The organism is Pacificibacter marinus, assembly GCF_900109555.1.
Classification (GTDB): Bacteria; Pseudomonadota; Alphaproteobacteria; order Rhodobacterales; family Rhodobacteraceae; genus Celeribacter; species Celeribacter marinus_C.
Genome location: NZ_FNZV01000015.1, coordinates 7064 through 30158 on the forward strand (window position 1 = coordinate 7064; position 23095 = coordinate 30158).

Below are 23095 nucleotides of genomic sequence, written 5' to 3' on the forward strand. Positions count from 1 at the left end.
GACCTCGCCGTCGCGCACACCGACCTGCCGCTTTTTAAAGGCACGCCGGAAGCGTGATCTCTTTTTCTGGACCTTGGAAACAGGGGCCAGCGATGGAGATGAAGGCCACAGGTAAGCAGATATTTATGGAGAACGGTCATGAGTAAAACATTACAGTGTATTGCCCGCCCCGGCTTGCACTCTCAAAAACCAGCATCGCCATCAGGCAATCGCGCCGGCATCGATGTAAAAACAGTCCAGCAAGTGTTCGCGACAGGCAACAGCGCCGTCGACGGAAAAGCACCGATTACAATCGCCAAAGCACCATGGTAAAACAAAACGTAAGATAATCATGGGACAACACGCAAACATAACAGGAGAAATCAGGCATCTAAGCCCCGCATACCCGCCATTTCGTATGAAAGCCCAGGACGCCGCATACTATTGCGGTATGTCTACAAGTGCCTTTTTGCGTGCTGTTGACTGCGGAAAATTCCCCAAAGGCATAAAAACAACAGGTGGAAGGTTTTGGTTGCGCGGCGAGCTAGAGCGCGCAATGGTCGAAGGCGACACAGACCCACAACATGATTTCACACAAAAGATATGACCAAGCGCACCAGGTACCTTTATTCAGACACAGATCGACACGGAAACCAAAGGCAGTATTTCAAACCGCCTGGACACAAAAAAGTGCGCCTCCTCTCTGCAACCGGAACAAAAGACGCACACGTTGAATATGTACGCTTGCTAAAAATGTACCTTGCAGGCGAAGATATCGGCGCAGATCGCAGTATCAATCGCGGGTCATGTGAATGGCTTTTGCGGCAATATCAAACTTCATCTACATTCAAAGCTTTGGCTCCAAACACTCAGATTCAAAGGAAAAATTTCTATTTAAGATTTTGCAAAGTTTACGGTACTGTACCCTACAAAGAGGTGACGCCCCGAGACCTCGCAAAAGTCCGTGACACGTTAGGACCAGGAGCAGGCCGTAACTTCCTCAACTCGATATCAGGCGCATACGACTGGGCTTGTTCCGAAGAGGTCCAGATTGCAGACAGCAATCCAGCCAAAGGTGTAAAAAGACCAAAACAAAAAACGCTTGGCTACAAAAAATGGTCTATGGATGACGTCCTGCAATTCAAAAACCATTACCCTAAGGGGCACAACGCAAGAAAATGCTTAGCACTATTACTATTCACGGCACGTGAAATTTCAGGGGTTCGCGAACTTGGTCGAGGCGATGTGCGAGATGGTAAAATACGCGGCCGCCGCCAAAAGACTTGGGCCAATGCAACAACACCCATGCTCAATATTCTGAAAGAAGAATTGGGCGATGACTACAATCAACTGATTTGGCTGCAAGCAAATCATAGCGGGCATTACAGCGCAAAAAGTCTATCACAACGCTTCACGGCTTGGGCCAACGATTCTGGACTAGAAGGCCTGTCATCGCACGGCCTTCGCAAGTCAGTTGCCACGATCCTTGCAGACCTTGGCCTCTCAGAGCGCACGATCATGGCTGTTCTCGCACACACAGATCCGCGCCAAGCACAAACCTACGTCCAAGACGCAAACAACCGAGCACTGGCAATGGAAGGAATGCAAAGATTTGAGGCTGAAATTGCCCACCTATGGAATAATGATAAAGACACTGCATGACCTCCCCACACTCAAAGAACAAACAGAGAAAGTTTCCCACTTTTCAAAGCGGTGGGAAAGTGGGAACTATTTATGCTTACAATTCAATTACTTAAATTGAGATTGATAGTCCTGCCGGGCCTACCAATTTCCAATAAAATCAACACTTACCGCCAAAGTGGGAAACTTAAAACACCTCAAATACCCATGAACATTTAGAGAATCTTTCCCACTTTTAGACAGCATCCTCTTTTAACAAAAAGAGAATCCCAGGTGTCAGCAAATCGCACCGACTGATATTTTATATCTGGCACCCAAACCTTTCTTACCCGCCACGTCGATTACCGCTGCGCTGATGTGTTGAAACGCCCCCTCTCGACACAGCAAGCAGCCTTGGCATTTAATTCTCTAGTGTAGCGTGACAATTGGCCAAGACTGGCCAAAGATATATATCGCAGCATCGGTCGCTTCTCTCATTAAGTGTTTAGCTCAAGTTCATTTTCCTTTGTTGAATGGGATTATGCGCCAGCCCAAACTGATCGGCAATTTTCGCACATAAATTAAAATCTGCGCATTTTATTGAATAATTTAATTTTGTTAGCGTATGGGAGGCGTTAAAAAAACGATTAATCAAAACACTTGTTAGGATGCGATATGACAAACTTTTCCCTCTTCCTGGCTTTTTTGGCGTTGATTGTATCTACGCCCGCTGTAGCACAAGATTCCTCGTTTCAACTTACTGGCGCGATTGGCGCTTGGAGCAATCAATACGGAGGCCACGACTTTGATGCACGTCGCGGTATTGATGGTGAATATGAACGCACATCCGCAGATATTGGATTGAGCTATGCGAGGACACTTGGCAATGGCATGACCGGTGTTGCCGCAGTGGACTTCGGTTATATCAGTCCAGCTAAAATCGGATCTGTCCAAGATGAAGACGCGACCAAATCGACAGCAGGCCTGACACTGCGCTTACTTCAGGATCAAGGTGACTTTAGCTACGGTGGTTTCATTGGAGGGGGCACATTAAATGATTATGGCGACACCAATGAAAAAATGACGTTTGGCTATATTGGCGCAGAGATGAGCAAAGCCACCACATTTGGAAGCTACTATGGCCAAATAGGGTATCTCGACAGTAGTGATGAATTCGATGAAGGCACCAGAGAAGCGCCGTTCATCAATCTCGGAGGCAGCTACAATTTACCAAGCAACTACGCTTTAACTGGTGCGTTGGGACTTGCGGGCGGTAATAAATATTTGGGTTCAGAAAACAATCAAATCATCAGCCTTTCTTTAGGGGTTGAGCGTGCCATTGGTGATTATCTGTTCAGTGTAGGATATGAAGCCACACAGATCAGTTTTGATAATGTCTCTGGGGACGGCAATACTTATGGAGATACGTTTGGCACTTTGTTTGTCGGTGTAACCTATGAGTTTGGCGGCAAGACGAACCATGGTTCGCGACTTCCCAGCCTTGCTAAATGGGTAAGCTATAACGCCAACGAGATCGAACAACCGTTGTAGAGCCTTTGATGCTTCACGCAAAATCACCCCTTTAAAACAGGATGATTTTGCCTTGTCGTCAGTCTGTTTTGAATTTTCTAATCAGACTTGTTATTAAATCTTCTGGGGTGCATGTATAGAGCTTGCGCCCCAATATTTTCGGGGTAAATGGCGACACACTCCAGCTGTAAAACTCGCTGAATACATTACGCCAATTCGCTATACCCCCGCCAAACCGGACCTTAGTTCAGACCGCAGCATCGCGGTTTCCGCCCATGGTGTCGGACGAGTGAAAGGTGTTCGCCCCTTGGGGGGTACAGTCGAGTTTGGCGAAACGGCAGAGGCTGCCGTCATTCGCGAATTTCACGAAGAACTCGGCGTCACCGTAGAGGTCATCGGACCGCCTGTTTTCATGGAGAATATCTACACTCATGAAGGCAGTCTCGGACATGAGTTGATTGCGATCTTCGATGTGAAATTTTCCGATACCGCTTATGACACCAAAACGCGCATCAAGTTTCAAGAGGACAGCGGGACCATATGCTTTGCAGAGTGGTTCTCACTCGACACATTGGACCAACCTGATCGGCCTCGGCTCTATCCAGACGGATTGAAGGCGCATCGGCTAACGGCACGCTGACCGTCAGTTCGATCCGCTGCCCGGCGTTTTAACCGACAAAATACTGCACGATGCACGAATGGCCGGATCGACGGCCTTCGCCCAAATTATCAGAATTTGTTACTCCTGATATCGAAAACGGAGCGCGGATTTGATTGATGGTTGCTGTCCGACGCGACACCAGACGTGACCGCACGCGATGCAATGCCTGCAAATCGAACTGGCCCTGTGTCTTCTCCTAAACCGTTTCCAAATTCGAACGCAGTGCCGCCTCGGCAATTGCCTCAGCATCGTTGCAATCGTTCTTTTGGCCCTTATTGAACGGCTTTACGTAGATCGTAGGAATAATGCGGGGGTCAAAACCAACCAAATGGAAAGTATCTTTGCCGATATGAATGCCAACAGGCATTAGTTCACTAAACTCTGTCATAGCCATGCGACTTCACCTATATGCAGATGAAACTAAGCTCAGTCTAACCTGCTGGGTGAATCTGCCGGTACATCCCATTAGTTGCCGTCCGCGCCACAGTATGCAATGACAGCTCCCAACCCGTTGTGCTCCGACACAAAAAGCGGTAAAAGCCACAAAATGCTCAGTCAGGACGACCTGACACCATATGAGCTTTCCGGGACGACCCGATACTATGGAGGTCGAAATGGCGTGGATTACACTTTTCATCGCAGGTCTATTGGAAACAGCATGGGCGGCTGGCCTAAAGTCCCTTTCCGAAGGCTTCAGGTTTAGCTTACTCATTGCGACCGCGGCTTTGATGCTTGCCAGCCTTGGGGCGTTGTATTGGTCGATGCGTTCTTTGCCTTTAGGGGTAGCATACCCAATTTGGACGGGCATCGGATCTGTCGGCTCCGTTGTTATTGGGATCACCGTATTCAAGCAAGATATCGGCGTTTTTGGCATTGCCGGAGTTGCCTGCCTGATGATCGGTATGTTTCTTGTTAGCCTTGAAACGCATTAAGGATAGGACGAAAATCATGGTGGGCGAGACAAATTTGGACAAACTCTTGGGCAGTATGGCGGCGGAACTTGTCGACGGTCTGTATGTGTTTGCAACGGTTTCCGACGGCGTGGTGCCCGCTGGGGTTCGCCCCAGAATGCTGTTCCACGAATCCGAAGGAATGACACTTATTCTGCTAAAAGAAGAGGCCGAAGCGCATAATATTGCTTACGAATTTCCCTGTCGCATGATCACTTTGAATATCCATTCGTCACTCGAGGCCGTGGGCTTTCTGGCGCGTATTACAACGGCGCTCGCAAAACATGACATGGGGGTAAATCCTGTTTCGGGCTTTTCCCATGATCATCTTTTTGTGCCTGATGGCCGAGAAATGGATGCGATCCGTGTGCTTAAAGAATTCGCGACCAAGACTTGATTGTAGAAGTGCTGCTTGGTCTCATTGCTGCCGTTGGGGCTAAGTGCAGCATCCGTCATTAAGGGCTCGGACTTGCCGTTCGCTGCGGTTGCCCCAATGGCTTCTTTTGAGAAACAAGTACCTGAGACCTAAAACTCTAACCTCTCCACTAACGGTTGTTTTTGGTAAGGTGCGCAAGCCCAGCGAAAAAAGTCTGTAAGAATGCAAAGTTACCCTAGTCCAAAAAGGCCGAAAGCTCGGAAAGGGCTTTTCTGATCCCCGCCTCGTCACGTTTGTAGAACGTCCACAGAGCGGTGGCTTTGTTCGGTAAATCAAGATCGGGGCAAAATCCTCTTTTGAGGGACGCCTGTAAACAATCCAATTTATGTTGTGAATCAATATAGAATTGTCTTACACATTGATCACAAATCGGACTTTCGCTGCGCTATTCGGTAGCGCATCTAAGGGCGAGCGCTTTAGAAATCATCAGAGCTTCTTTGAACGCGCGCTTTCGTGCTTTAGAAACTGGTAAATTGTCTCCATTCTGCAATACCACACTATGCTGCGCGCCATTTTGAACTATGTCTTTGACCGCAGAAAACGCAACCCAATGGGATCGATGAACCTGAAACCCAAGACCCGCAGGCAAATGCGCGATCACGTGCGAAAACCGCTCTCGCGTGTGTTCTTGCCGCTTCAATGTTTGGATGCACACGTAGTGCTCATCCGCAGAGACAGCGCATATATCCGTGATATTTAACGAAAGCTTACCAAATTGTACAACACGCCCCTCAAGAAGCGGTGGAATGGGTGCCGTCAGGTCCGTGCTCTCATGAGCTTGCATTTTAGGCGGTAGCGTCGTGGAGCGCGCTGCCGTGGTGTTCCCCCGGTCCAATCGTTGCATCATAAGCGGAAATCCCATTGAAACATAAAGTGTCGAGAACACCTGTTCGACAAGAAAGCAAAAGAAAATCTCGTTAAATTGAATTGCAGTTGTGTCTCGCCCTAAATCACCAATGAATATTTTTTCAATCGGCGTCCCTAGGGCAATCAAAACGCTCAAGATGGCAAAGCTCACAAAAGGCAAGATGACCGTTCTAATACGTGTATTTTTCAACGTAAGGTAGAGCACGGTAAGGACACTCACCATAAGCCCAACATACATTATAGCCACCAACATCCAGGTCGCAGCGACCGCCCAATAGCTAGAAAGACCAACGGCATCGGTCGGGTCAAGTATGGTCATCAACACCACGAAAGAACTGATGAATAGCCAGATATCGGGTTGCTTGAAAAAGACTGGCAAGAGCTTCAAGTTAAACAAAAGCTTCGTGCCAACTATGGACACGCATTCGATATATGCGTCACGTTCGTGGGTTTGGGCTGGGCGCAAAAACCTATCGGCTATTCGTTGTTCCATTTCAAGAACCTTAACATGTCTGATTAGGTTTTAAGCATGCTAGAGCAATACGTTAGATAAAGATATAATAACGCTTGGAATTTACGCATTTACGTTTCCTAAATGACAGGAATACTGTGCCCAAACTTAGAGTGTTTCGTTCAAGTTTGCCTTGCGTGCTTTCGCACCCAAAATTTAATAGCATCTCATTGTGACACGATACAAGTCACTGTAATCAAAGCACGACGTGAGCATCCATAATATATTTGTCTCGCCTTATTTTGCATTTTTTTGGTCAACTCAGTCGTCACGAAATGACCTTTTGGGTGGTTCGTGACATTTCACGCCTTGTCGTGACTACAACATTCCAGTGCCCAATTTGCTGTGTTTTTTAACTGATACTAACTCTGCGCAGTTTGGCAATTGTGCCTTTAATCAGTTCGGCTTGCACCTTTAATCAGTTCGACAATGCCAAGTGTCCAATATTCAGAGGGCACCAGATTCTAAAATATGATGGAAACTGACGTAAGTCGCAAAAGAGTAGGCTGAGAAAATTATTTAATCTTGTCTTCGTGACAAGCTGTTCACAGGTGCTCAGTTTGAGCGGTACTAAAATGACTAAGGGACCAAAATGAAAAAGAAACTCTTGCTTACAGGTAGCGTAGCGTCTGTCGTACTTGCGGGCTTTTCTGCATATGCAAGCTCCGCTGATCACGCGCAGGTTTCTGACAAAGTGATCTCTGAGCAACGTCACGTATTGGCAGAAAGCACCGATGGGGTTGGTTTCGGACCACAATCTCCACGCGACATAGACACCCTGCACGGTACAAACCATCGCGCATTTGAAACAGCACCCGCATATCACGAGATGAACTTGTGTAACATCCATTTTCACGAAAATGCCGAGCACAAAGGCGGTGAATTCACGACATACGCTGGGAACGGCGATGGTCATGGATACGGCACTGGTTTCAAATATGATGGCGACTTAACCGAAGCTGAACTGGCCGCCTACGACCACCACGTTGGCGAAACCGATCATGGCGATCTTGTTCCCGGAGATACCATCGAAGTGCACTATGTTCACACCACTGCAAAAATTGAACCTGGCGCCACTCTAGGGGCTTGTCTCAGCAAAGCGATCAACAACCCACAGCTTCGTGTGGAAACTCAAGTGTACGTTTTGGTAAACGATGATGCTGCTCACGATTTTACGGATCTCACGCATCATGAAGTCGTTGATGGCCTACATCAGGCGACCAACATCCCAACAGACACTGGCACACCTGTTCAATATGCGGGCTCTACAACTGGTCCAGGTTACAACGTAACAGGATCCCCGTTTCAAGTCACTTGGAGCGTGCGTCCGCAGGTTACCAAAGTTTCGATTAGCTCGGTTGATACGTGGTTACAGGGCAATACATTCGACGAAGATCATGCGCATGGCGTTCGCAACCTTGTCGTGAATCCTGAACTCTTGTCGGAAGCCCATTAAGAAAAGCTCTAGGGGCGTGCTGAACGGGCTTTCTTATTCAGTACGCCCCACTGATCTAGGCCGTCAGCAATATGCACCGTTAGAGTATGTAAGTTCATAACTGTGACTGTAGAGTTCAAAGACGATGCCAAAGGGGTCTTCTACGTAGACCATGCGGTATGGTTTCTCGTCAGGAAAATATTCGCGCACGGGCATACGTTGTTTACCGCCAGCGGCCACGATCTTTGCCAATAGGTCTTCAAGGTTCGGATCCTGAATAGCAAAATGAAACGTGCCGTGTTGCCTGAAGTTAAGGTTATCTTGTGGTGCCTCGTGTCCTTCGAATTCGAACAGCTCAAATCCAATACGGTCAGCCGTCGCCAGATGCGCGATGCGCAAGCGCCCCCAACCTTTGCCAAAAACGTCCGAGCACATTTGGCCAATGTCGCTGTCGTCTTCGACAATTTCAGTTGGCTCCATGACAACGTAGAACCCTAGGACATCGCCGTAGAATTTAATCGCCTTGTCCAAATCGGGCACGGACAAGCCAATATGAGAAAATGAGCGTGGTGTCGGTTTCATAGTGTTTCCTTTCAAGAGTGTTGCGGGAAATATAGATGGACTCAATTCGTATTAAAAATTATCATTTTATATGATTTTCATAATTTATTGAGATAATCATGTTGAACGCCACGTGGCTGAACACCTTTACGACGCTGTGCGACGTCGGACACTTTACGCGGACAGCAGAGCTGTTGGGGATGACCCAGCCTGGTGTATCGCAGCACGTGCACAAACTGGCGTCCCAAGTCGGTAAGCCCCTAATATCAAAGGATGGAAAATCCTTCACACTCACCCCTGCAGGCGAAACGGTGCTGGCCATCGGCCTTGCGCGGCGTCAGCAAGAGCGCGAGCTGCAAGACGCTATCCAAGCCGATGATCCAAACGTTGGCAACATCAGCATTGGGTGTTCCGGCAGCTTCGCCATGTGGCTCTACCCACACCTTCTTGATCGGATGCATCACGCGCCCGATCTTGTCCTCAATGTTACGGCCGCTCCGCATACGAGTATTGTAAGTTCCGTTTTGAGTGGAGAGTTTGATCTGGGGATCGTCGCTGAACCAATCAACCATCCCAGATTGGACGCAATTGAATTGACCCGTGAAGAGTTGTGTTTGGTTGTTCCGCGATCCCTCAAGGGACAAAAGCTTGATCTCCATCTCTTGAACAAACTTGGCTTTGTCGCGCACCCAGACGGGTATGGATATGCGGATGATCTTTTTTCACTAAACTTCCCAAAGGATTACAAAGGCGCTGATAGCTTAAGGGTAAGGACTTTCGTCAACCAAATAGGGCAAATACCCATTCCAGTAGCGCAGGGGCTTGGATACACAATATTACCCAAATCCGGCGTAGATGCGTTTGCTGGAAAACAGGACTTGGCGATTATTCAACTGCCGACACAACGATACCATGATCTGTGGGTGATTTCGCGAAAGGGCCGAAGCGAAATAGCGCGCATCGCCGCTTTGAGCGACTTCATTATCCAAACAGCAAAGGCTTTGAGGTAACGTTTATCAGGGGCAATAAAAATAATAGGTATAGGCTGGAACAGGTAGATGCCGTTCAAATCAGTATATTGAACGGCAGTTTTGTCCCGCAGTGCGGGCATTGTTTCCGCGAAAATGCTGCGCCGTGCATGAACGTATACAAACCGCAGCATCTCATTTTTCGTAAAGTCATTGACTAAGCGCTCAATTTTCGGGCGCGATATGTAGTCTCTGGCAACCCCAACTGTATCGTGCGAACGTTAAGGGGAAGGAGTTTCTAAATCCTCATTGGGCGCTCTCGTAGCATGAAGTCTTTGATGCCAACGTTTGACCGGAAATCACTGACGGCAGAGGCAGGCATTATTTCTTGAGCTTCGCCTGCTCCAACGACCAGTATTCCATATCAAATAAATCCGGTTCCGAAATTGGAGCAAAGCGTTTAAAATCTTCTGCTCCGTTGACGATCCGCGCCGTCTGTTCCAAAAGATCGCCTGCAATTTTTGCAGAGCTTGCATTGGCCCCAATCCCAAAAAGCCCGACGCCAAGTACAAAAACGCTGCGCGGTAGCGGATCAAGCATAACCTTTTCGTCCGATGCCTGTGCCGCATTACGTTCAAAATATGCGGTGTAGCGCTGAGCAAAATCCGCGAGCGCCGCTTTGATTTCAACAGCACCGTCGGTAGCTGACAAAAGCATGCTAAATGGTTTGATGCGAATAACATGATCGGGAGTGGCTGTGCCGCGCTGGGACAGTTCGGCGATATTGTCGCGCGCAAGATACCGACGGATAGAGGGGCTTGTGCGAAAATCAAGTGCAGGTGTTTCGCCCAAAGACCCTTGCTCAGTCAGAGCCGCACGCAAGGCGTCAGTCAAAGCGGCGGGTGCGTCCGCGTCGTTTGCTTCTGGACCAGGGATCACAATGTTGCGGCCTGCCAAATACTCTTCAGCCATTGTAACAAATTCGATCATCAATTCGTAGCTGGCCTTTGCTGTTTCAGCAAATGTAAACAACCCGTGTTGTTCCAGCCAAAGCCCATCGACGTTTGGATCGCGATTAAGGGCATCATTGCACGCGTGACTTAGGCTGTAACCAGGCATGACATATGGCACAAAACCAATTCTGTCGCCGTAAATTTCTTTGACCACATCTTGCATATCGGTCTGATCTGCCAGCGCCAAGGTTGCTGTCGCGTGGGTATGGTCGACAAAAGCGTGTGGCATATAAGCGTGAAGCAAAGCTTCGATTGATGGGTTCGGTGCGTTTGGATCAAGAAGGTTCTTACGCAAAAATGCCACCATATCTTCGTCCGACATATGCGGGATCGCACGGGTCGTCAAAAGTGGTTCTAGCCACATGGCAGGCAAGCCTGGGGCTTCAATATCGCCAAGATCCCACCCAGATCCTTTAACATGAATGATGGCCCCCCCTTCGGATTCTGGAATTTTCACAGACGTGTTGCCGCCACCGTGCAGCACCAAATCCGGTTCCTGACCGATCAGTCGCGACGTATAAATCCGCAACCCTAGCGCCTCTGGTTGCCCAGCCGCGACGGCTCTATCGATAAATTTTTGGGCGTCTATGTCATTCCAAGCGGACAGCATGGTAGCTCCTTACATTGATGGCGGGGGCGACATGCGCCCCCACTTGAAATTTATGATCGTGATTAAAAGTCGTAGTTGTCGATGTTTTCAGCAGTAAACACCGCACGCTCTGGCAAAAGAATGATGCCATTGCCGTCTGCTTCGTAGTCGTAGCCTTGTACCGAGTTTGGCGAAAGTTCGACTTCACCGATGCCTGGAACGTCAACTTTATCGCCAACATTCAATGGACCGTTTTCAAGCACATGCGCTGCAACCGCGACAGAAATCGCACCTTGCTGCGTCACGTCCCATAGACCGAAACGCTCAATTGTGCCGCGTTTAACATAAGGGCGCATCACGTTTGGTGTCGAGAACCCAACGATGGTCACATCCCCTGCCCGATCAAGGTTTTCCGCAGCTTGTGCGGCAGCGGGAAGCGCGTTCGCATCAGGTGCGATGATCGCATCAAGATCAGGATAGGCTGACAGGATGCTTTCCGCTGTTTGCAACGATTTTTGTGCATCGTTGTAACCGTATTGTGTGGTTACAATTTCCCAACCTGGATGCTCTGCTGCGATTTTTGCCTTCGCCGCATCTGCCCAAGCGTTTTGATCTGTCACAGTTGGCGATGAGTAGAAAAACGCGACTTTTGCTTTTTCTTTCTCTTTAAGGCCATCATTCGCCATATCAACAAGCAAGCCACCAAGCTGATCAGGTGTGCCTTGATTGATATAGTAAGAACGACATTCTGGGTTCACATCTGAATCCCATGTCATAACCAAAACATCACGTGCCATAGCTTGACGAAGCGCAGGGCACAGACCGTCAGGGGAAACGGATGATACGATAACCGCGCCGTAGCCCTGATTGACGAAGTTGTTCACAAATTGCACTTGCGCAGAAACGCTCGGTTCGGTTGGCCCATCATAGGTGACGTTGATGCCAAGCTCTTCGCCCATTGCCATCGCGCCGTTCCCGCCTGATGTGAAGAATCCCACACCAACAAGTTTAGGGATAAAAGCGATGTCCTCCGCAACGGCCACGTTGGCCATCATCACTCCAGCTACGACTGTTCCCATTAGTTTCAATGATTTACGCATAGTAGTTCCTCCTCCATTTTAGTTTTGCAGACGTCAGTTTGACTGGCGCAGGCGACCCGGAAAAAAATCACGCAAAAGCGCCACGCCGTGGCGCAGCGCCACAACGAGAACCAGCAGCGCTCCGGACAACGCACTGGAAATTTGGCTAGGGACGCCACTCATTTGCAGTCCCTGTTGTAGGTATCCGATGATGAATGTGGCGATGATCGTGCCCAGCACAGATCCCTTGCCACCGTAAATTGATGCACCGCCTAAGACCGCTGCCGTGATCGCGGGCAAAAGCGTCGCGCTTCCAAGATCAACCCGTGCCGATCCGAAATAAGCCGAAAGCAAAAGCCCTGCGAGCGCAGCCGCGCAGCCTGTCATCACATAAGTTATAAGCTGGACCCGAAAGACCGGCATTCCCGAATGACGCGCCGCGTTTTCGTTTTGGCCAATTTGAAACACCAACCGCCCAAAACGGGTCGCGTGCAACAAAACCAAAAGCACAGCTGAAAAGCACAGAAAGACGAAAAGCGGCATCGGCAGCCCGAATATGCTCGCATAGCCGAGCGCCGTAAAACCAGCCGGAAATCCGCCGATGCCCTCATATCCGTTTGCCCCAACGACACCCGACAGCACAGTAGCTGCACCAGAGAACATATAAAGAGAGCCAAGCGTAACGACCAAAGGCTGCAAGCGCGTCAATTGGATGATCGTGGCATTTAAAACGCCGGCCAATGCGCCAGTCGCACAGCCTATCAAAATGGATACAGCCAGAGGCATGCCAAAAAAGTTGGCAATACCAAAAGTGATAGCGCACAATCCGACGGTTGAAGCAAAACTAACGTCGATGCCCCCAGCGATAATCACAAATGTCAGCGGTACGGCGACAATGCCGACTTGCACGAAATCCGATGTCCCGTACAACAGCGAACTGGGGTACAAAAAGCGCGGATTTATCAGACCAAAGACAACAAGCTCGATTGCCAAAAGACCAAGGAGCAAGACCTCCCATCTCATGAGGTACTTTTTCATGCTGCGTCCTCCGCATTTTTAAGATCAGGTCCGCCTTGTTCGCCGCGACGATAGCGCGCTGCGCGGTCGCGTGCTTCCAAAGCGATGCGCAAACGCCCATCAATCAAGAGCACGGTAAGAAGCATCGCACCGCCGATAAGATCGTTCCAATAGGCTGGGATTTTGAGAAACACGAGCGACGTGTCGATAGAGGTGAAAAAGATCACCCCAATGACAACGCCCGCAACGGATCCAACCCCGCCCAACAGGCTAACCCCGCCAAGAACAAGGGCTGCAATAGCCCGAAGTTCGATGCCAGTACCTGCCTGATTTGGAACAAACCCGATTTGAGACGCAAAGGTAATACCCGCAACCGATGCGGCAGCGCCCGCCCAAACAAATGCAAGAAATTCGATCCGCTTGACGGGTAAACCAAGGTGACGTGCCGCCTCGCGATTGTCGCCAACCACCATAAACCAGCGACCACGGCGTGACCGTAAAAAGACCCATAAAAGGATGATGATCGAAGCCGTCACAACCCCCATGACCGATAGCCCTGCAAAGGATCGTGCCCCCAAAGCTTTAAGGTTTTCTGGCAAGCCCTCGATCCATTCACCACCGGTTGCTATTAGCATAGCACCGCGAAACAGCCCAAGTGTTCCGAGCGTTGCAACGATTGAGGGTGCGCCCAAAACAGCGACTAAAAATCCGTTTAACGCACCCGCTGCAATGCCTGCCCCCATCGCCATTGCTATCGCAATCGGCATGGCAAATCCTGCGTTGACGGAAAGCCCCAAGGTGACAGCAGACAGCCCTAAAACCGATCCACCGGAAACATCGATATTACGTGTCAGAATGACTGGGAAAATCCCAAGCGCGACCAACATCAAAACAAGACCGTTCGACCAGACAATCGACGCAGTTCCTAAAGACAAAAACCCAGGAGAGGCCGCGCCGACAGCAAGGATCACGCCGACAGTAACCATGAATAATGTCGCGACACGGTCGCGGGCGATCCATTCAAGCATGCGCCGTCTCCTCGGCTTCAAAGGCCAGTTGCGCGATCTCGTCAGTCGATGCTCCGCTGGGAAGCTCACCTGCCAGATGCCCGCCAGCCATGACCACAATCCGGTCTGACAGACGCACAACTTCATCGAAATCGGATGAAATTAGGATCACTGAAGTGCCATTTTCGGCCAACTGTTCAATGATGCTGTAGATGTCATTTCGCGCGCCGACATCGACACCGCGCGTGGGTTCATCAAGGATCAAAACCTTGGGCTCGGCCGCGAGGCACTTTGACAAAAGAACCTTTTGCTGATTGCCACCTGACAAACTTCCAACGTGTTGATCGGGGCTTTCGCATTTAATCCCAAGCGCCGTGCGATACGTGTCAAATCGTTTGCGCTCATAACGCGTACGTAAAAAGAATGGCAACCGATCATAGACAAGCGATGACGTGTTCCAAAAGAGTGGTGCTTCAAGGAAAAGCCCATATTGCTGACGATCTTCTGAAAGATGAACAACGCCTTTTTTTATGGCCTCGAAAGGAGACTTGGCACGAAAAGAGACAGAATCAAGCGTAACATTTCCCGCCGCACGAGGGCGCAACCCCACTAAGGTTTCAGCAAGCTCTGTGCGCCCTGCCCCGACCACGCCAGTCAGCCCCAAGACTTCGCCTTGCTTTACGTCGAAAGAGATGTCGACAAATCCTTCGCCGCTCATATTTTGCAACGTCAGGACAGCAGCTTTATCGGCGTGACCTTGTTTGTCGCCAGCGCGTGCGCTGAGCGTGGTCACGCCAGGGCTCATTGCGCTGAGGATATCCGCATCGGCGCTATCCGCCATGTCCGCACTGTGCACGACATAGCCATCGCGCAGCACAGTGATGCGATCAGAAACCGCACGTAATTCATGTAGTTTGTGAGAAATAAACACCAATCCGTGCCCAGAGTTGCGCAGACCACGCATCCGCGTAAAAAGTGTATCAACTTCTACTGGCGTCAGGGCCGAGGTTGGCTCATCAAGAATGAGCACCTTTGCATCACGCACAAGGCCCCGCAGAATTTCGACAATTTGGCGATCTGCAATCTCTAAAGTCGCAGCCTTAACATCCACAGAAAGAGAGACGCCTAGCTGCGCGATCAAATCCGTAATCCGCGTGCGGTATTCCGCGGCGGATTTAGGCAGACCAACACAGACATTTTCCAAAACCGATTGATTTGGGAAAATATGCGCCTCTTGCGGAACCAGATAAAGCCCCATGGCTTGCGCCTGCGCTGGCGTAGCTGGCGAAAGTGGTTGCCCGCCAATCCGAACCTGCCCACCAGAGGCAGGCACAAGTCCTGCAAGAATCTTCATAAGGGTGGATTTCCCCGCCCCGTTTCCACCAAGAAGGGCATGAATCTCACCGGCACGGACGGAAAAGTCGACCCCTTTGATCACGGGAGTATTGGCATAGCTTTTTGAGACAGCATTTAGCTCTGCAAGTGAAAATTCCATAACTCCTCCCAGACGTCATTTGGAACATATCCGAACAAATTGCAGGACTAAGTGACTTAGCCAAGTATGTTCATATGAATTTATATAAATCATTTGTTCACTGACTCAGCCGTCTGTCAACATGATTTTGTCAAAATATGTGCAAATTAATTCCTTAATATTGATATTGACTTGTTCAAATGTTTTTAAGATAGTTATTTTGCACTGCATGTAATGCTGGGGAGGTAAGCATGACGGACCTGATAAATGGAGATGCCGACGAAGCCCTACTCGCACGCGTCGCTTGGCTCTACTACAACGATGGCCTCACCCAGAGTGAAGTTGGCAATATTCTCAATATTTCGCGGATCAAAGTCTCGCGCCTTCTTGACGAGGGGCGCACCTCGGGCCTCATTCAGGTTAGAATTAATTCCCGCCAACAAGGCTGCCTTGAACTTGAAACCCGCATGAAGCAACAATTCGGATTGTCGGATTGTCGCGTGATCCCAGAAAGCACTATTGAGGATACAAACCTACGCGTGGGGCACGCCGCCGCGCAGTACCTCATGCAAAAACTCAAGCCAGGTGACAGTCTATCTGTTGGCTGGGGCGAAACCGTTTCTCATTCAATCCGCATGCTCGGCTATACAGCCCAAGAACGTGGTATTGGCCTGTACGCTCTCACGGGCGGCGTCCAAACCTATGTCGAAGGGATGCGCGAGGCGAATTGGCACAAAAACGTCAACATTATCCCTGCCCCGCTTGTTGTCTCAACACCCGAACTTGCCGCCGCATTGAAATGTGAGCCATCCATTTCAACACTTGTATCCAAAGCGCTAGAGGCAAATTACAAACTCGTTGGCATCGGCGGGTTAAGCGAAACAGCAACCGTCGTCGCGCATGGGTATGTATCCGCCAGCGAAATCGACCCACTGCGCCGCAGTGGCGCGCGCGGAGATATTTTGTGTCGCTTTTATGACCGCAACGGTGAGGATATCGACCTGCCCCTGCATGATTGCGTTGTGGGCGTGAATCTAGAACAACTTCGCAACTCCAAACAAGTTATCGCCGCAGCTGGCGGGCCGACAAAAGTTGGGCCGATCCTGTCTGCCGTTCGTGGCGAAATCATCGATATTCTCATAACCGACGAGCCGACCGCACTGGCACTCTTGGACGCCGCTGAAGGATAAATAATGCAATATTTCATGGCAATCGATGCGGGAACAGGCAGCGGACGCGCCGTTCTTTTTGATCAATCCGGCGCTGAAATTGGATCCGTGGGACAAGAATGGTGGCACGCAAGTGATCCGCGTTATCCGGGGTCGATGGATTTTGACACAGAAGGAAACTGGGAAATCCTTGCGCGCTGTTGTCGCGAAGTGATTGCTAAAACGGGCATTGATCCAAAAAACATCAAAGCCGTTAGCGCGACGGCAATGCGGGAAGCTTTCGTTTTACACGATGAAAGTGGGGCGGAAATTTGGGCTTGTGCCAATGTCGATGCGCGCTCTGATGCGCAGGTGCGCACGCTCAAGCAAGATTACCCTGACCTTGAAGCAGATATTTATACGCGATCTGGCCAAACTTATGCACTTGGCGCGATACCGCGATTGATCTGGCTGCGCACGCACATGCCAGACGTGCTTGAACGTGCGCGCGCACTTACGATGCTTTCCGATTGGATTCTTTACCGCCTTTCTGGCGAACTGACGTCCGAGCCGTCAAACGCCGGAACAACGGGCCTGATCGGTTTACAGGACCGCGCACCGCTCAATGATGCGCTTGCCACTGTTGGTTTGCCGACAGGATTATTGCCGCGAGGCGTCAGTACGGGCGATGTTGTGGGGCAAGTCCATCAAGCAGCTTCAGATGCCACGGGCCTCGCCGCAGGTACACTTGTGATTGCAGGCGGCGGAGATTGTCAAACGGGCGCACTGGGCCTCGGGATCGTACATGAGGGCGATTGCGCAGTCCTAGGCGGCACGTTTTGGCAACAGGTCGTTAATGTCCCGACCACGCTCACCGACCCAACGATGAACCTGCGGATCAACCCCCATGTCGTTCCTGATCTAAATCAGGCAGAGGCCATCAGTTTCTTTACTGGCGCTGTGATGCGATGGTTCCGCGATTCTTTTGGTCAGGGGAAAAACTATACACAGCTGGAAGCCGATTCAATGTCCGTCCCCGCTGGCGCGCATGGGATCATTCCCGTGTTCTCCGACGTCATGCGGTATGGCGAATGGTTTCATGCTGCCCCTTCTCTTCTCAACCTATCGCTTGATCCTCAAGCTTCTGGTCCCGCAGCAATTTTTCGAGCACTCCAAGAAAATGCAGCGATTGTCGCCCACCGCAACCTGCAAGCTGTTTTTGAACTGTCCGGCAAACGCCCCGAACGCATCATCTTTGCTGGCGGCGCATCGAAGTCGGCGCATTGGTCGCAAATTTTAGCGGATGTCACGGGCCTCACTGTTGCCACACCCAAGGTAAAAGAGGCGACGGCACAAGGCTGCGCGATTGCTGCGGCGACAGGTGCATCTCAGTTTTCGTCACTCGCTGAGGGCGGCATGGCTTGGTCGCAAATCGAACACGAATTCACTCCGAATACGGACCTGCGCGCGCTTTATGACGATGCAGGCGAGCGTTGGGCGAAAGCCTATGCCCTCCAGCGGGACCTCGTTTTGGAGGGCATCACAACATCAATGTGGCAAGCCCCCGGAACCTAATTCCGCCGCTCCCACTTTTCATTATTTCTCAAAAAGGACCTAAAATGCTCATTCAACTCGTCAACATCAAAGTCAAAGAAGGCACCCGCGACGTGTTCCTTGAAGCTTTCAAAATCAATTGCGACGGCACACGCCAAGAGCCCGGAAATATCCGCTTTGATCTCTTGCATGACCCCGACGACAACAACAATTTTTTTGTTTATGAAATTTTTGAAAGCGATGCTGCTTTGGATGACCACCGCGAGACGCAACACTACAAAAAGTGTGTTGAAATGATTGATCCAATTACCCTGAACGGGCGCACGAAAACATACTTTGCGCCGATACATGTCCAAGGGGCAAAAACATCTTAACTCAAAAATTTTAATGCCTTTGCCGCACCTAAAAGACAGATTTTCGGGCGTGACGTTGGTTTAGATTTGAGCTTTGAGACCCTTCGGCAGGAAGTCGTGGCTGAATAAGTGAAGGGCCATACAGCCCGATGCGGCCACTAGCTTTCATTCCATACTTCTCAACAAAAAACGTTTTTTTCAGAACGGGCCTGTCGCATACGACAAGGTGCAGGACATCGTCGACATTAGGGGGTTCGTGCGCCTTCCGCCTTTCAAGATTAACAGTTCCTTTGAAATGTTGGGTTGAAAAGTTTTCTGGGTTTAAATCTCCCGCCTGCGATGAAGGGCGGTTATGACAGGCTGAACACAGCATCGATAAAAAGCATACGTCTTTAGACAGAGTTGGATCAGCAGCGACATGAAAAAGGATGTGGCTCCAATGAGTGACACAGAACAAAATGACCCCGACGATCTACATATGCACATCGTACAAATCTGCCTTGGTTGATGCCTGCGGTGTGCTGCTTGCTTAAGAATGAATAATCTTTGCGCCGGTTTCCTCTGAACAGGTGCCCACACGCGTCAGGCCCACACAATCCCCAAGCCTCTAATGTTGCAGATTTCGAAACAAACACCTCTGTAGGTTCAGATTAGCGTCATATTTCTGCCCTTATTACAGAGCATCACTCACTCAAATTACAGCAGCAGCATATTTATTTATTGCGTGTTTTCAACCGCATGCAAAAGCCATACATTCAATAGGTGAGAAATGTCTTCAGATCACAGTGCGCGATTGTACCAAGGGATCAGTTTGGTTTTTTTTCTTGGACTATCCTTTTCCTCATTTTTACTAGTGCACAAAATTGCACACAGTAGATCGCAAGAATCTTTTCAGATTTTGGTGGATCAAAGTCTCATCTCTCTTGATCGACGTTTCGAAGACTACAGTCGGATCCTTGATGGTCTCAATGGTTTAGTCATGGCATCTGACGGAATAACCGCGTCAGAGATGTCAAGCTACGCTCAAGCTCTGAACGTGAACGATAGTATGTTGATGCTTGATGCCATCGGTCTTGCCTCGGCGACCCCTGAAGAAAGTGGCCTGCGCGGTAATTTGTTCGCGCTCACTGAGAGCAGTAGTCAGTTGAGCGGCTTGCCACCCACGCTTTCAGACGATCATTTTGTCGTGCAATATATTGAGCCACTCGCCAACCACCAAATGTTTCTGGGGTTGGATTTTGCAAGTAATCCCGATCTGCTTGCTATCGCAAAAAAAGCTCGTGATACGGGGCAAACTCTTGTCGCTGGACACTTCCCAGATCTCGTTCCTCAAATCGGCGGCTCTCGGGTGTTTATGCTTAAGCCAATCTACAAACCGCAGAAAGGTGACTTTATTGGTTTTGCTTTTGCTGTTTTGAATCTCGAGGATTTCTTCAAAGGCCTAACAAATGCGCAAGGCAAAATGATAGAAATACATGCCGAATTTGATGCAAATATGGCTATTGATAATATCAACACTGTACCTGCGACCACCATTGACGCATCAGACTATAGCCGTAACCAGTCGATAGAGAAATTCGGGCAAACCTTCTTTTTATCATTTAGAAGTACACCGCAGTTCGACGCTATCCAGCCATTCCGCGCAAGGTGGATCGTTCTGACACTTGGGCTTTTGATTACAGCTCTGGTCAGCACAATCTTGCACGTGTTGATCAGGAAAAACCAGACAATCGCTGTCACCGTCGCGCAAAAAACCAGAGACCTTGAAACGCAAGATAAAGAGAAGCGCTCAATTCTTGAGAATGCGATGCTTGCGATCCTCTCGGTCAATAAATCAGGCGAAATCCTCCATGCAAACGAAGCCGCACTGAATCTTCTTTTGCCGCTCACGAACCACATGGGTCTGGATGGAAATTCTATTGGTGAAGTGCTGCCTGACATGGATATGCAAGGCGATGATGGGTGGTCAAAACTACATGTGACCTCGACGATCGAGACCGCTGAGCCAGTGATTATCGAAGTCGAAAAGAAAACGTGGTTCACTGCGGAAGGTGACCCACGGATCACGTTGCTCATGCGCGACATCTCCGTCACCGAAAGGCATGCAAAGGAAATTGCCGAGGCTGAACAACGGTGGAACCTCGCACTGATGAGCGTTCAAATTGGTGTTTTTGATATTAATTTAGAGCGCAAAACCTCAGTCGTCTCAGATACTTGGCTCGCGAACATGCAAACTGAAGCTCTTGCAAACTCCCAAAACCCCTACCAAGAACAGATAGTTCGCATGCATCCAGATGACCTTGTCCCTTTCAAAAAAGCAGAGGCAGACTGCATTGAAGGCCGCACAGACCGCGCTAAAGTTCGTTTTCGCGTAAATGTCGCCAATGATGAATGGCGCTGGATCAAGTCCGATGCCGTCGTGGTAGAGCGTGCGCCAGACGGGACTGCCCTCAGGATGCTCGGGGTACAGACTGATGTGACAGAAATTTTCAAACTGGAGCGAATGAAACGTGATTTCGTCGCCACGGTCAGTCATGAACTTCGTACACCTTTGACTTCAATCAAAGGCGCACTCGGACTTTTGAAGGCTCAGTCCCCGGCTGAAAAACTGCAGGTTTCTGACCGATTGATCGAGATTGCTTTGTCCAATTCTGATCGCCTCGCCAGCCTTGTTGACGACATTCTGGACATGGAGAAAATGAATTCGGGCAATATGAACGTTGAAGTGAATTCGTTCAATCTTAACGAGATTTTGAGTGACGCATCCCAACAGGTCGAAACTTATGCCTCGCAGTGGAACGTCGGAGTGGAAGTGCAGAATCTTGAAGCTGAACTGATGATCTCAACAGACAAGAATCGTGTTATGCAGGTTTTGACAAACCTGTTGTCGAACGCATGTAAATTTGCGCATTCTGGGACAACAGTTCGGCTTAATGCCGAAGTTCTGCCAACCCATATGAAAATTTCAGTGAGCAATTTAGGGCCGGGTATATCCGAAGAGTTTCGTAGTAAAATATTCCAACCCTTCTCACAGGCAGACAGCTCCAACGTGCGTCAACGAGGCGGCACCGGATTAGGGTTAAGCATCTCGCGCACCTTGATTGAATTGATGGGTGGCACGATCGGGTTTGAGAGTGAGCCGGACCAAGAAACCGTTTTCTGGTTCACCTGCCCTCTGACTGACGCTTCAGAAACCTTAGCTGTGGTGTAGTTCAACTTCGCATATAAATTCGATGAATTTTCTTTGATAGATGCCTGTGATGTCCAGACGCACAGCAATTTGGCGAAAGTTTTGTGCCCGAATTTGAACCCAAAGGCATGGGCTTGGTGATGGCGTCCATCCACAAGTTATTGAGCACATCAATTTGCGTGGCGCTCTAAAAGAGTGGTGCTCAATATTTTAGCAGGAAGATAAATCGACGTTACGTATGTAAAATTGCCATTGGACTTATGGCCATTCTGCAAAGGAAACCTCTTTCGTTCTTGTGCGATAAAGCGGGGTGTAGGTACGACGGAATTGCGCAGGGGCAAGGCTTTCGTGACGACGGAAAAAGCGCGTAAAATATGCAGCATCGCTGAAACCGAGTTTATATCCGACCTCAGCCACTTGCAGATTGGTTGTAACCAACAGCGTCTTTGCCTCTTCCATCAATCGCCGCTGCATATGTTGATGCGGAGGTATGCCAATCGCGCGGCGTACTGTTTCGTTCAGCCGGTCGCGTGACACACCAATGCGGCGGGCATATTCGGCGACGGTCCAGTGGTTTTGCAGGTGCAGTTCCACAAGGTTGAGAAAACTGTCAGAGATGCGATGCGGCTGTGGTTCGGTCGCTTGTAGCGGTGGCGCGGCGGCGCGCCAAATTTCGATCAGCAGCAGCGAAACGCAGTGGTGTAGAACGGCGTCGGTGCCCGGTGCCAATGCGTGCAACTCGGTCTCAATTTTGTCAAACAGCGTGACAAAAGACTGCATCATCGGGGGCGTCACGTCGGACAGAAAGATGCGACGGCTTACAATTTGGCGTACATGGGCCGAGATCAAATCGGTCGGCAGCGCGCGACCAAGGGCGCGTTCGGGCATGCGGATCAGGACCCCCGCTGTCCCAGCTGCGAGTGTTATCCGAGTGGACCAGCCTGACGGTGACCAGATCAGACAGGGGCCAGCAACATCACGCTCGACCTCGTCAGAAATGAAAGTGCCGCGGCCCGATTCCAGAATCACAAAGATAGCCCGCCCGCCAGACGTCGCAAATTCGGTCTTGGTCAGCGCGCTCTTGATGCGCTCTGCCTGAATGGTTTGACGTTCCAAAGCCTGTGGTTTCCTTAGTGATCTAATTGGTTAATCC

The 23095-nt window shown here is 49.8% G+C and carries 20 protein-coding genes and 1 pseudogene; 12 read left to right on the forward strand and 9 right to left on the reverse strand.

From position 1 onward, the window contains the following. The first annotated feature begins 138 nt into the window (after positions 1-138). The 4 genes from BM025_RS19225 (at position 139) to BM025_RS19230 (ending at position 3769) form a co-directional block, all read left to right on the forward strand. The gene (locus BM025_RS19225) at positions 139-312 is read left to right on the forward strand and encodes a hypothetical protein (RefSeq protein WP_170842212.1); all 174 of its coding nucleotides are present in this window, start codon (positions 139-141) and stop codon (positions 310-312) included. Positions 313-669: 357 nt separating this feature from the next. Next, the gene (locus tag BM025_RS16065; RefSeq protein WP_170842213.1) at positions 670-1641 is read left to right on the forward strand and encodes a tyrosine-type recombinase/integrase; all 972 of its coding nucleotides are present in this window, start codon (positions 670-672) and stop codon (positions 1639-1641) included. A gap of 633 nt (positions 1642-2274) precedes the next feature. After that, positions 2275-3150: a hypothetical protein gene (locus BM025_RS16070; RefSeq protein ID WP_085850522.1), complete on the forward strand. Its 876-nt coding sequence runs from the start codon at positions 2275-2277 to the stop codon at positions 3148-3150. 286 nt (positions 3151-3436) lie between these two features. Then, positions 3437-3769: an NUDIX hydrolase gene (locus BM025_RS19230; protein WP_170842214.1), complete on the forward strand. Its 333-nt coding sequence runs from the start codon at positions 3437-3439 to the stop codon at positions 3767-3769. Between the two features lie 97 nt (positions 3770-3866). Here BM025_RS19230 and BM025_RS19760 read toward each other — a convergent pair. After that, positions 3867-4184: pseudogene (locus tag BM025_RS19760) on the reverse strand (IS110 family transposase); the annotation flags it as partial. Between the two features lie 220 nt (positions 4185-4404). On the opposite strand from BM025_RS19760, the gene BM025_RS16085 reads away from it, so the two are divergent. Together BM025_RS16085 and BM025_RS16090 are read left to right on the forward strand one after the other, a co-directional pair. After that, a complete protein-coding gene (locus BM025_RS16085) occupies positions 4405-4722 on the forward strand; it encodes a DMT family transporter (RefSeq protein WP_085850520.1) in 318 nt (105 codons plus the stop codon). 16 nt (positions 4723-4738) lie between these two features. Further along, on the forward strand, positions 4739-5137 hold the full coding sequence (locus BM025_RS16090) for an ACT domain-containing protein (protein ID WP_085850519.1): 399 nt from the start codon (positions 4739-4741) through the stop codon (positions 5135-5137). 424 nt (positions 5138-5561) lie between these two features. Here BM025_RS16090 and BM025_RS16095 read toward each other — a convergent pair whose 3' ends face one another. Then, positions 5562-6536 carry a LytTR family DNA-binding domain-containing protein gene (locus BM025_RS16095; protein WP_085850518.1) on the reverse strand — a complete coding sequence of 325 codons (975 nt, stop codon included), beginning with the start codon at positions 6534-6536 and terminating at the stop codon, positions 5562-5564. A gap of 610 nt (positions 6537-7146) precedes the next feature. On the opposite strand from BM025_RS16095, the gene BM025_RS16100 reads away from it, so the two are divergent. Beyond that, positions 7147-8010, forward strand: a complete 864-nt coding sequence (locus tag BM025_RS16100) for a delta-class carbonic anhydrase (protein WP_085850517.1) — start codon at positions 7147-7149, stop codon at positions 8008-8010. A 63-nt stretch (positions 8011-8073) separates the two neighbouring features. Here the strand turns inward: BM025_RS16100 and BM025_RS16105 are convergent, their stop codons facing one another. Continuing rightward, a complete protein-coding gene (locus BM025_RS16105; protein WP_085850516.1) occupies positions 8074-8571 on the reverse strand; it encodes a lactoylglutathione lyase family protein in 498 nt (165 codons plus the stop codon). Between the two features lie 98 nt (positions 8572-8669). Between BM025_RS16105 and BM025_RS16110 the strand changes: the two genes are divergently transcribed. Beyond that, complete coding sequence (locus BM025_RS16110; protein WP_085850515.1) at positions 8670-9560, forward strand: LysR family transcriptional regulator; 891 nt, start codon at positions 8670-8672, stop codon at positions 9558-9560. 339 nt (positions 9561-9899) lie between these two features. Here BM025_RS16110 and BM025_RS16115 read toward each other — a convergent pair whose 3' ends face one another. The 5 genes from BM025_RS16115 to lsrA form a co-directional block, all read right to left on the reverse strand. Next, positions 9900-11141, reverse strand: a complete 1242-nt coding sequence (locus tag BM025_RS16115) for a class II aldolase/adducin family protein (protein WP_085850514.1) — start codon at positions 11139-11141, stop codon at positions 9900-9902. A 62-nt stretch (positions 11142-11203) separates the two neighbouring features. Further along, positions 11204-12220, reverse strand: a complete 1017-nt coding sequence (lsrB, locus tag BM025_RS16120) for an autoinducer 2 ABC transporter substrate-binding protein LsrB (RefSeq protein WP_085850513.1) — start codon at positions 12218-12220, stop codon at positions 11204-11206. A 33-nt stretch (positions 12221-12253) separates the two neighbouring features. Continuing rightward, positions 12254-13237, reverse strand: a complete 984-nt coding sequence (locus BM025_RS16125) for an ABC transporter permease subunit (RefSeq protein WP_085850512.1) — start codon at positions 13235-13237, stop codon at positions 12254-12256. Continuing rightward, the gene (locus tag BM025_RS16130; RefSeq protein WP_085850511.1) at positions 13234-14244 is read right to left on the reverse strand and encodes an ABC transporter permease subunit; all 1011 of its coding nucleotides are present in this window, start codon (positions 14242-14244) and stop codon (positions 13234-13236) included. The genes BM025_RS16125 and BM025_RS16130 overlap by 4 nt, the downstream gene beginning before the upstream one ends. After that, positions 14237-15718 carry an autoinducer 2 ABC transporter ATP-binding protein LsrA gene (gene lsrA / locus BM025_RS16135; protein ID WP_085850510.1) on the reverse strand — a complete coding sequence of 494 codons (1482 nt, stop codon included), beginning with the start codon at positions 15716-15718 and terminating at the stop codon, positions 14237-14239. The genes BM025_RS16130 and lsrA overlap by 8 nt, the downstream gene beginning before the upstream one ends. Before the next feature lie 230 nt (positions 15719-15948). Between lsrA and BM025_RS16140 the strand changes: the two genes are divergently transcribed. The 4 genes from BM025_RS16140 to BM025_RS16155 all read left to right on the forward strand — a co-directional run bounded on the left by BM025_RS16140 (position 15949) and on the right by BM025_RS16155 (position 21963). Then, positions 15949-16887: a sugar-binding transcriptional regulator gene (locus BM025_RS16140; RefSeq protein ID WP_085850509.1), complete on the forward strand. Its 939-nt coding sequence runs from the start codon at positions 15949-15951 to the stop codon at positions 16885-16887. Positions 16888-16890: 3 nt separating this feature from the next. Beyond that, the gene (gene lsrK / locus BM025_RS16145; RefSeq protein WP_085850508.1) at positions 16891-18420 is read left to right on the forward strand and encodes an autoinducer-2 kinase; all 1530 of its coding nucleotides are present in this window, start codon (positions 16891-16893) and stop codon (positions 18418-18420) included. A 44-nt stretch (positions 18421-18464) separates the two neighbouring features. Then, positions 18465-18773 carry an antibiotic biosynthesis monooxygenase gene (locus BM025_RS16150; protein WP_085850507.1) on the forward strand — a complete coding sequence of 103 codons (309 nt, stop codon included), beginning with the start codon at positions 18465-18467 and terminating at the stop codon, positions 18771-18773. 958 nt (positions 18774-19731) lie between these two features. Then, entirely contained in the window at positions 19732-21963 is a 2232-nt protein-coding gene (locus BM025_RS16155) for an ATP-binding protein (protein WP_170842215.1), read from the forward strand. A 237-nt stretch (positions 21964-22200) separates the two neighbouring features. Here the strand turns inward: BM025_RS16155 and BM025_RS16160 are convergent, their stop codons facing one another. Further along, positions 22201-23058 carry a helix-turn-helix domain-containing protein gene (locus tag BM025_RS16160; protein WP_085850505.1) on the reverse strand — a complete coding sequence of 286 codons (858 nt, stop codon included), beginning with the start codon at positions 23056-23058 and terminating at the stop codon, positions 22201-22203. Positions 23059-23095 lie beyond the last annotated feature (37 nt).

What these genes read in the sequence shown, in the direction of transcription:
- BM025_RS16110 (WP_085850515.1), top strand. Translation starts at nt 8,670, where the DNA reads ATGTTGAACGCCACGTGGCTGAACACCTTTACGACGCTGTGCGACGTC.
- BM025_RS16090 (WP_085850519.1), top strand. Translation starts at nt 4,739, where the DNA reads ATGGTGGGCGAGACAAATTTGGACAAACTCTTGGGCAGTATGGCGGCG.
- lsrK (WP_085850508.1), top strand. Translation starts at nt 16,891, where the DNA reads ATGCAATATTTCATGGCAATCGATGCGGGAACAGGCAGCGGACGCGCC.
- BM025_RS16125 (WP_085850512.1), bottom strand. Translation starts at nt 13,237, where the DNA reads ATGAAAAAGTACCTCATGAGATGGGAGGTCTTGCTCCTTGGTCTTTTG.
- BM025_RS16130 (WP_085850511.1), bottom strand. Translation starts at nt 14,244, where the DNA reads ATGCTTGAATGGATCGCCCGCGACCGTGTCGCGACATTATTCATGGTT.
- BM025_RS16070 (WP_085850522.1), top strand. Translation starts at nt 2,275, where the DNA reads ATGACAAACTTTTCCCTCTTCCTGGCTTTTTTGGCGTTGATTGTATCT.
- BM025_RS16155 (WP_170842215.1), top strand. Translation starts at nt 19,732, where the DNA reads ATGGCATCTGACGGAATAACCGCGTCAGAGATGTCAAGCTACGCTCAA.
- BM025_RS16095 (WP_085850518.1), bottom strand. Translation starts at nt 6,536, where the DNA reads ATGGAACAACGAATAGCCGATAGGTTTTTGCGCCCAGCCCAAACCCAC.
- lsrA (WP_085850510.1), bottom strand. Translation starts at nt 15,718, where the DNA reads ATGGAATTTTCACTTGCAGAGCTAAATGCTGTCTCAAAAAGCTATGCC.
- BM025_RS16115 (WP_085850514.1), bottom strand. Translation starts at nt 11,141, where the DNA reads ATGCTGTCCGCTTGGAATGACATAGACGCCCAAAAATTTATCGATAGA.
- BM025_RS16085 (WP_085850520.1), top strand. Translation starts at nt 4,405, where the DNA reads ATGGCGTGGATTACACTTTTCATCGCAGGTCTATTGGAAACAGCATGG.
- BM025_RS19225 (WP_170842212.1), top strand. Translation starts at nt 139, where the DNA reads ATGAGTAAAACATTACAGTGTATTGCCCGCCCCGGCTTGCACTCTCAA.
- BM025_RS16105 (WP_085850516.1), bottom strand. Translation starts at nt 8,571, where the DNA reads ATGAAACCGACACCACGCTCATTTTCTCATATTGGCTTGTCCGTGCCC.
- BM025_RS16140 (WP_085850509.1), top strand. Translation starts at nt 15,949, where the DNA reads ATGACGGACCTGATAAATGGAGATGCCGACGAAGCCCTACTCGCACGC.
- BM025_RS16150 (WP_085850507.1), top strand. Translation starts at nt 18,465, where the DNA reads ATGCTCATTCAACTCGTCAACATCAAAGTCAAAGAAGGCACCCGCGAC.
- BM025_RS16100 (WP_085850517.1), top strand. Translation starts at nt 7,147, where the DNA reads ATGAAAAAGAAACTCTTGCTTACAGGTAGCGTAGCGTCTGTCGTACTT.
- lsrB (WP_085850513.1), bottom strand. Translation starts at nt 12,220, where the DNA reads ATGCGTAAATCATTGAAACTAATGGGAACAGTCGTAGCTGGAGTGATG.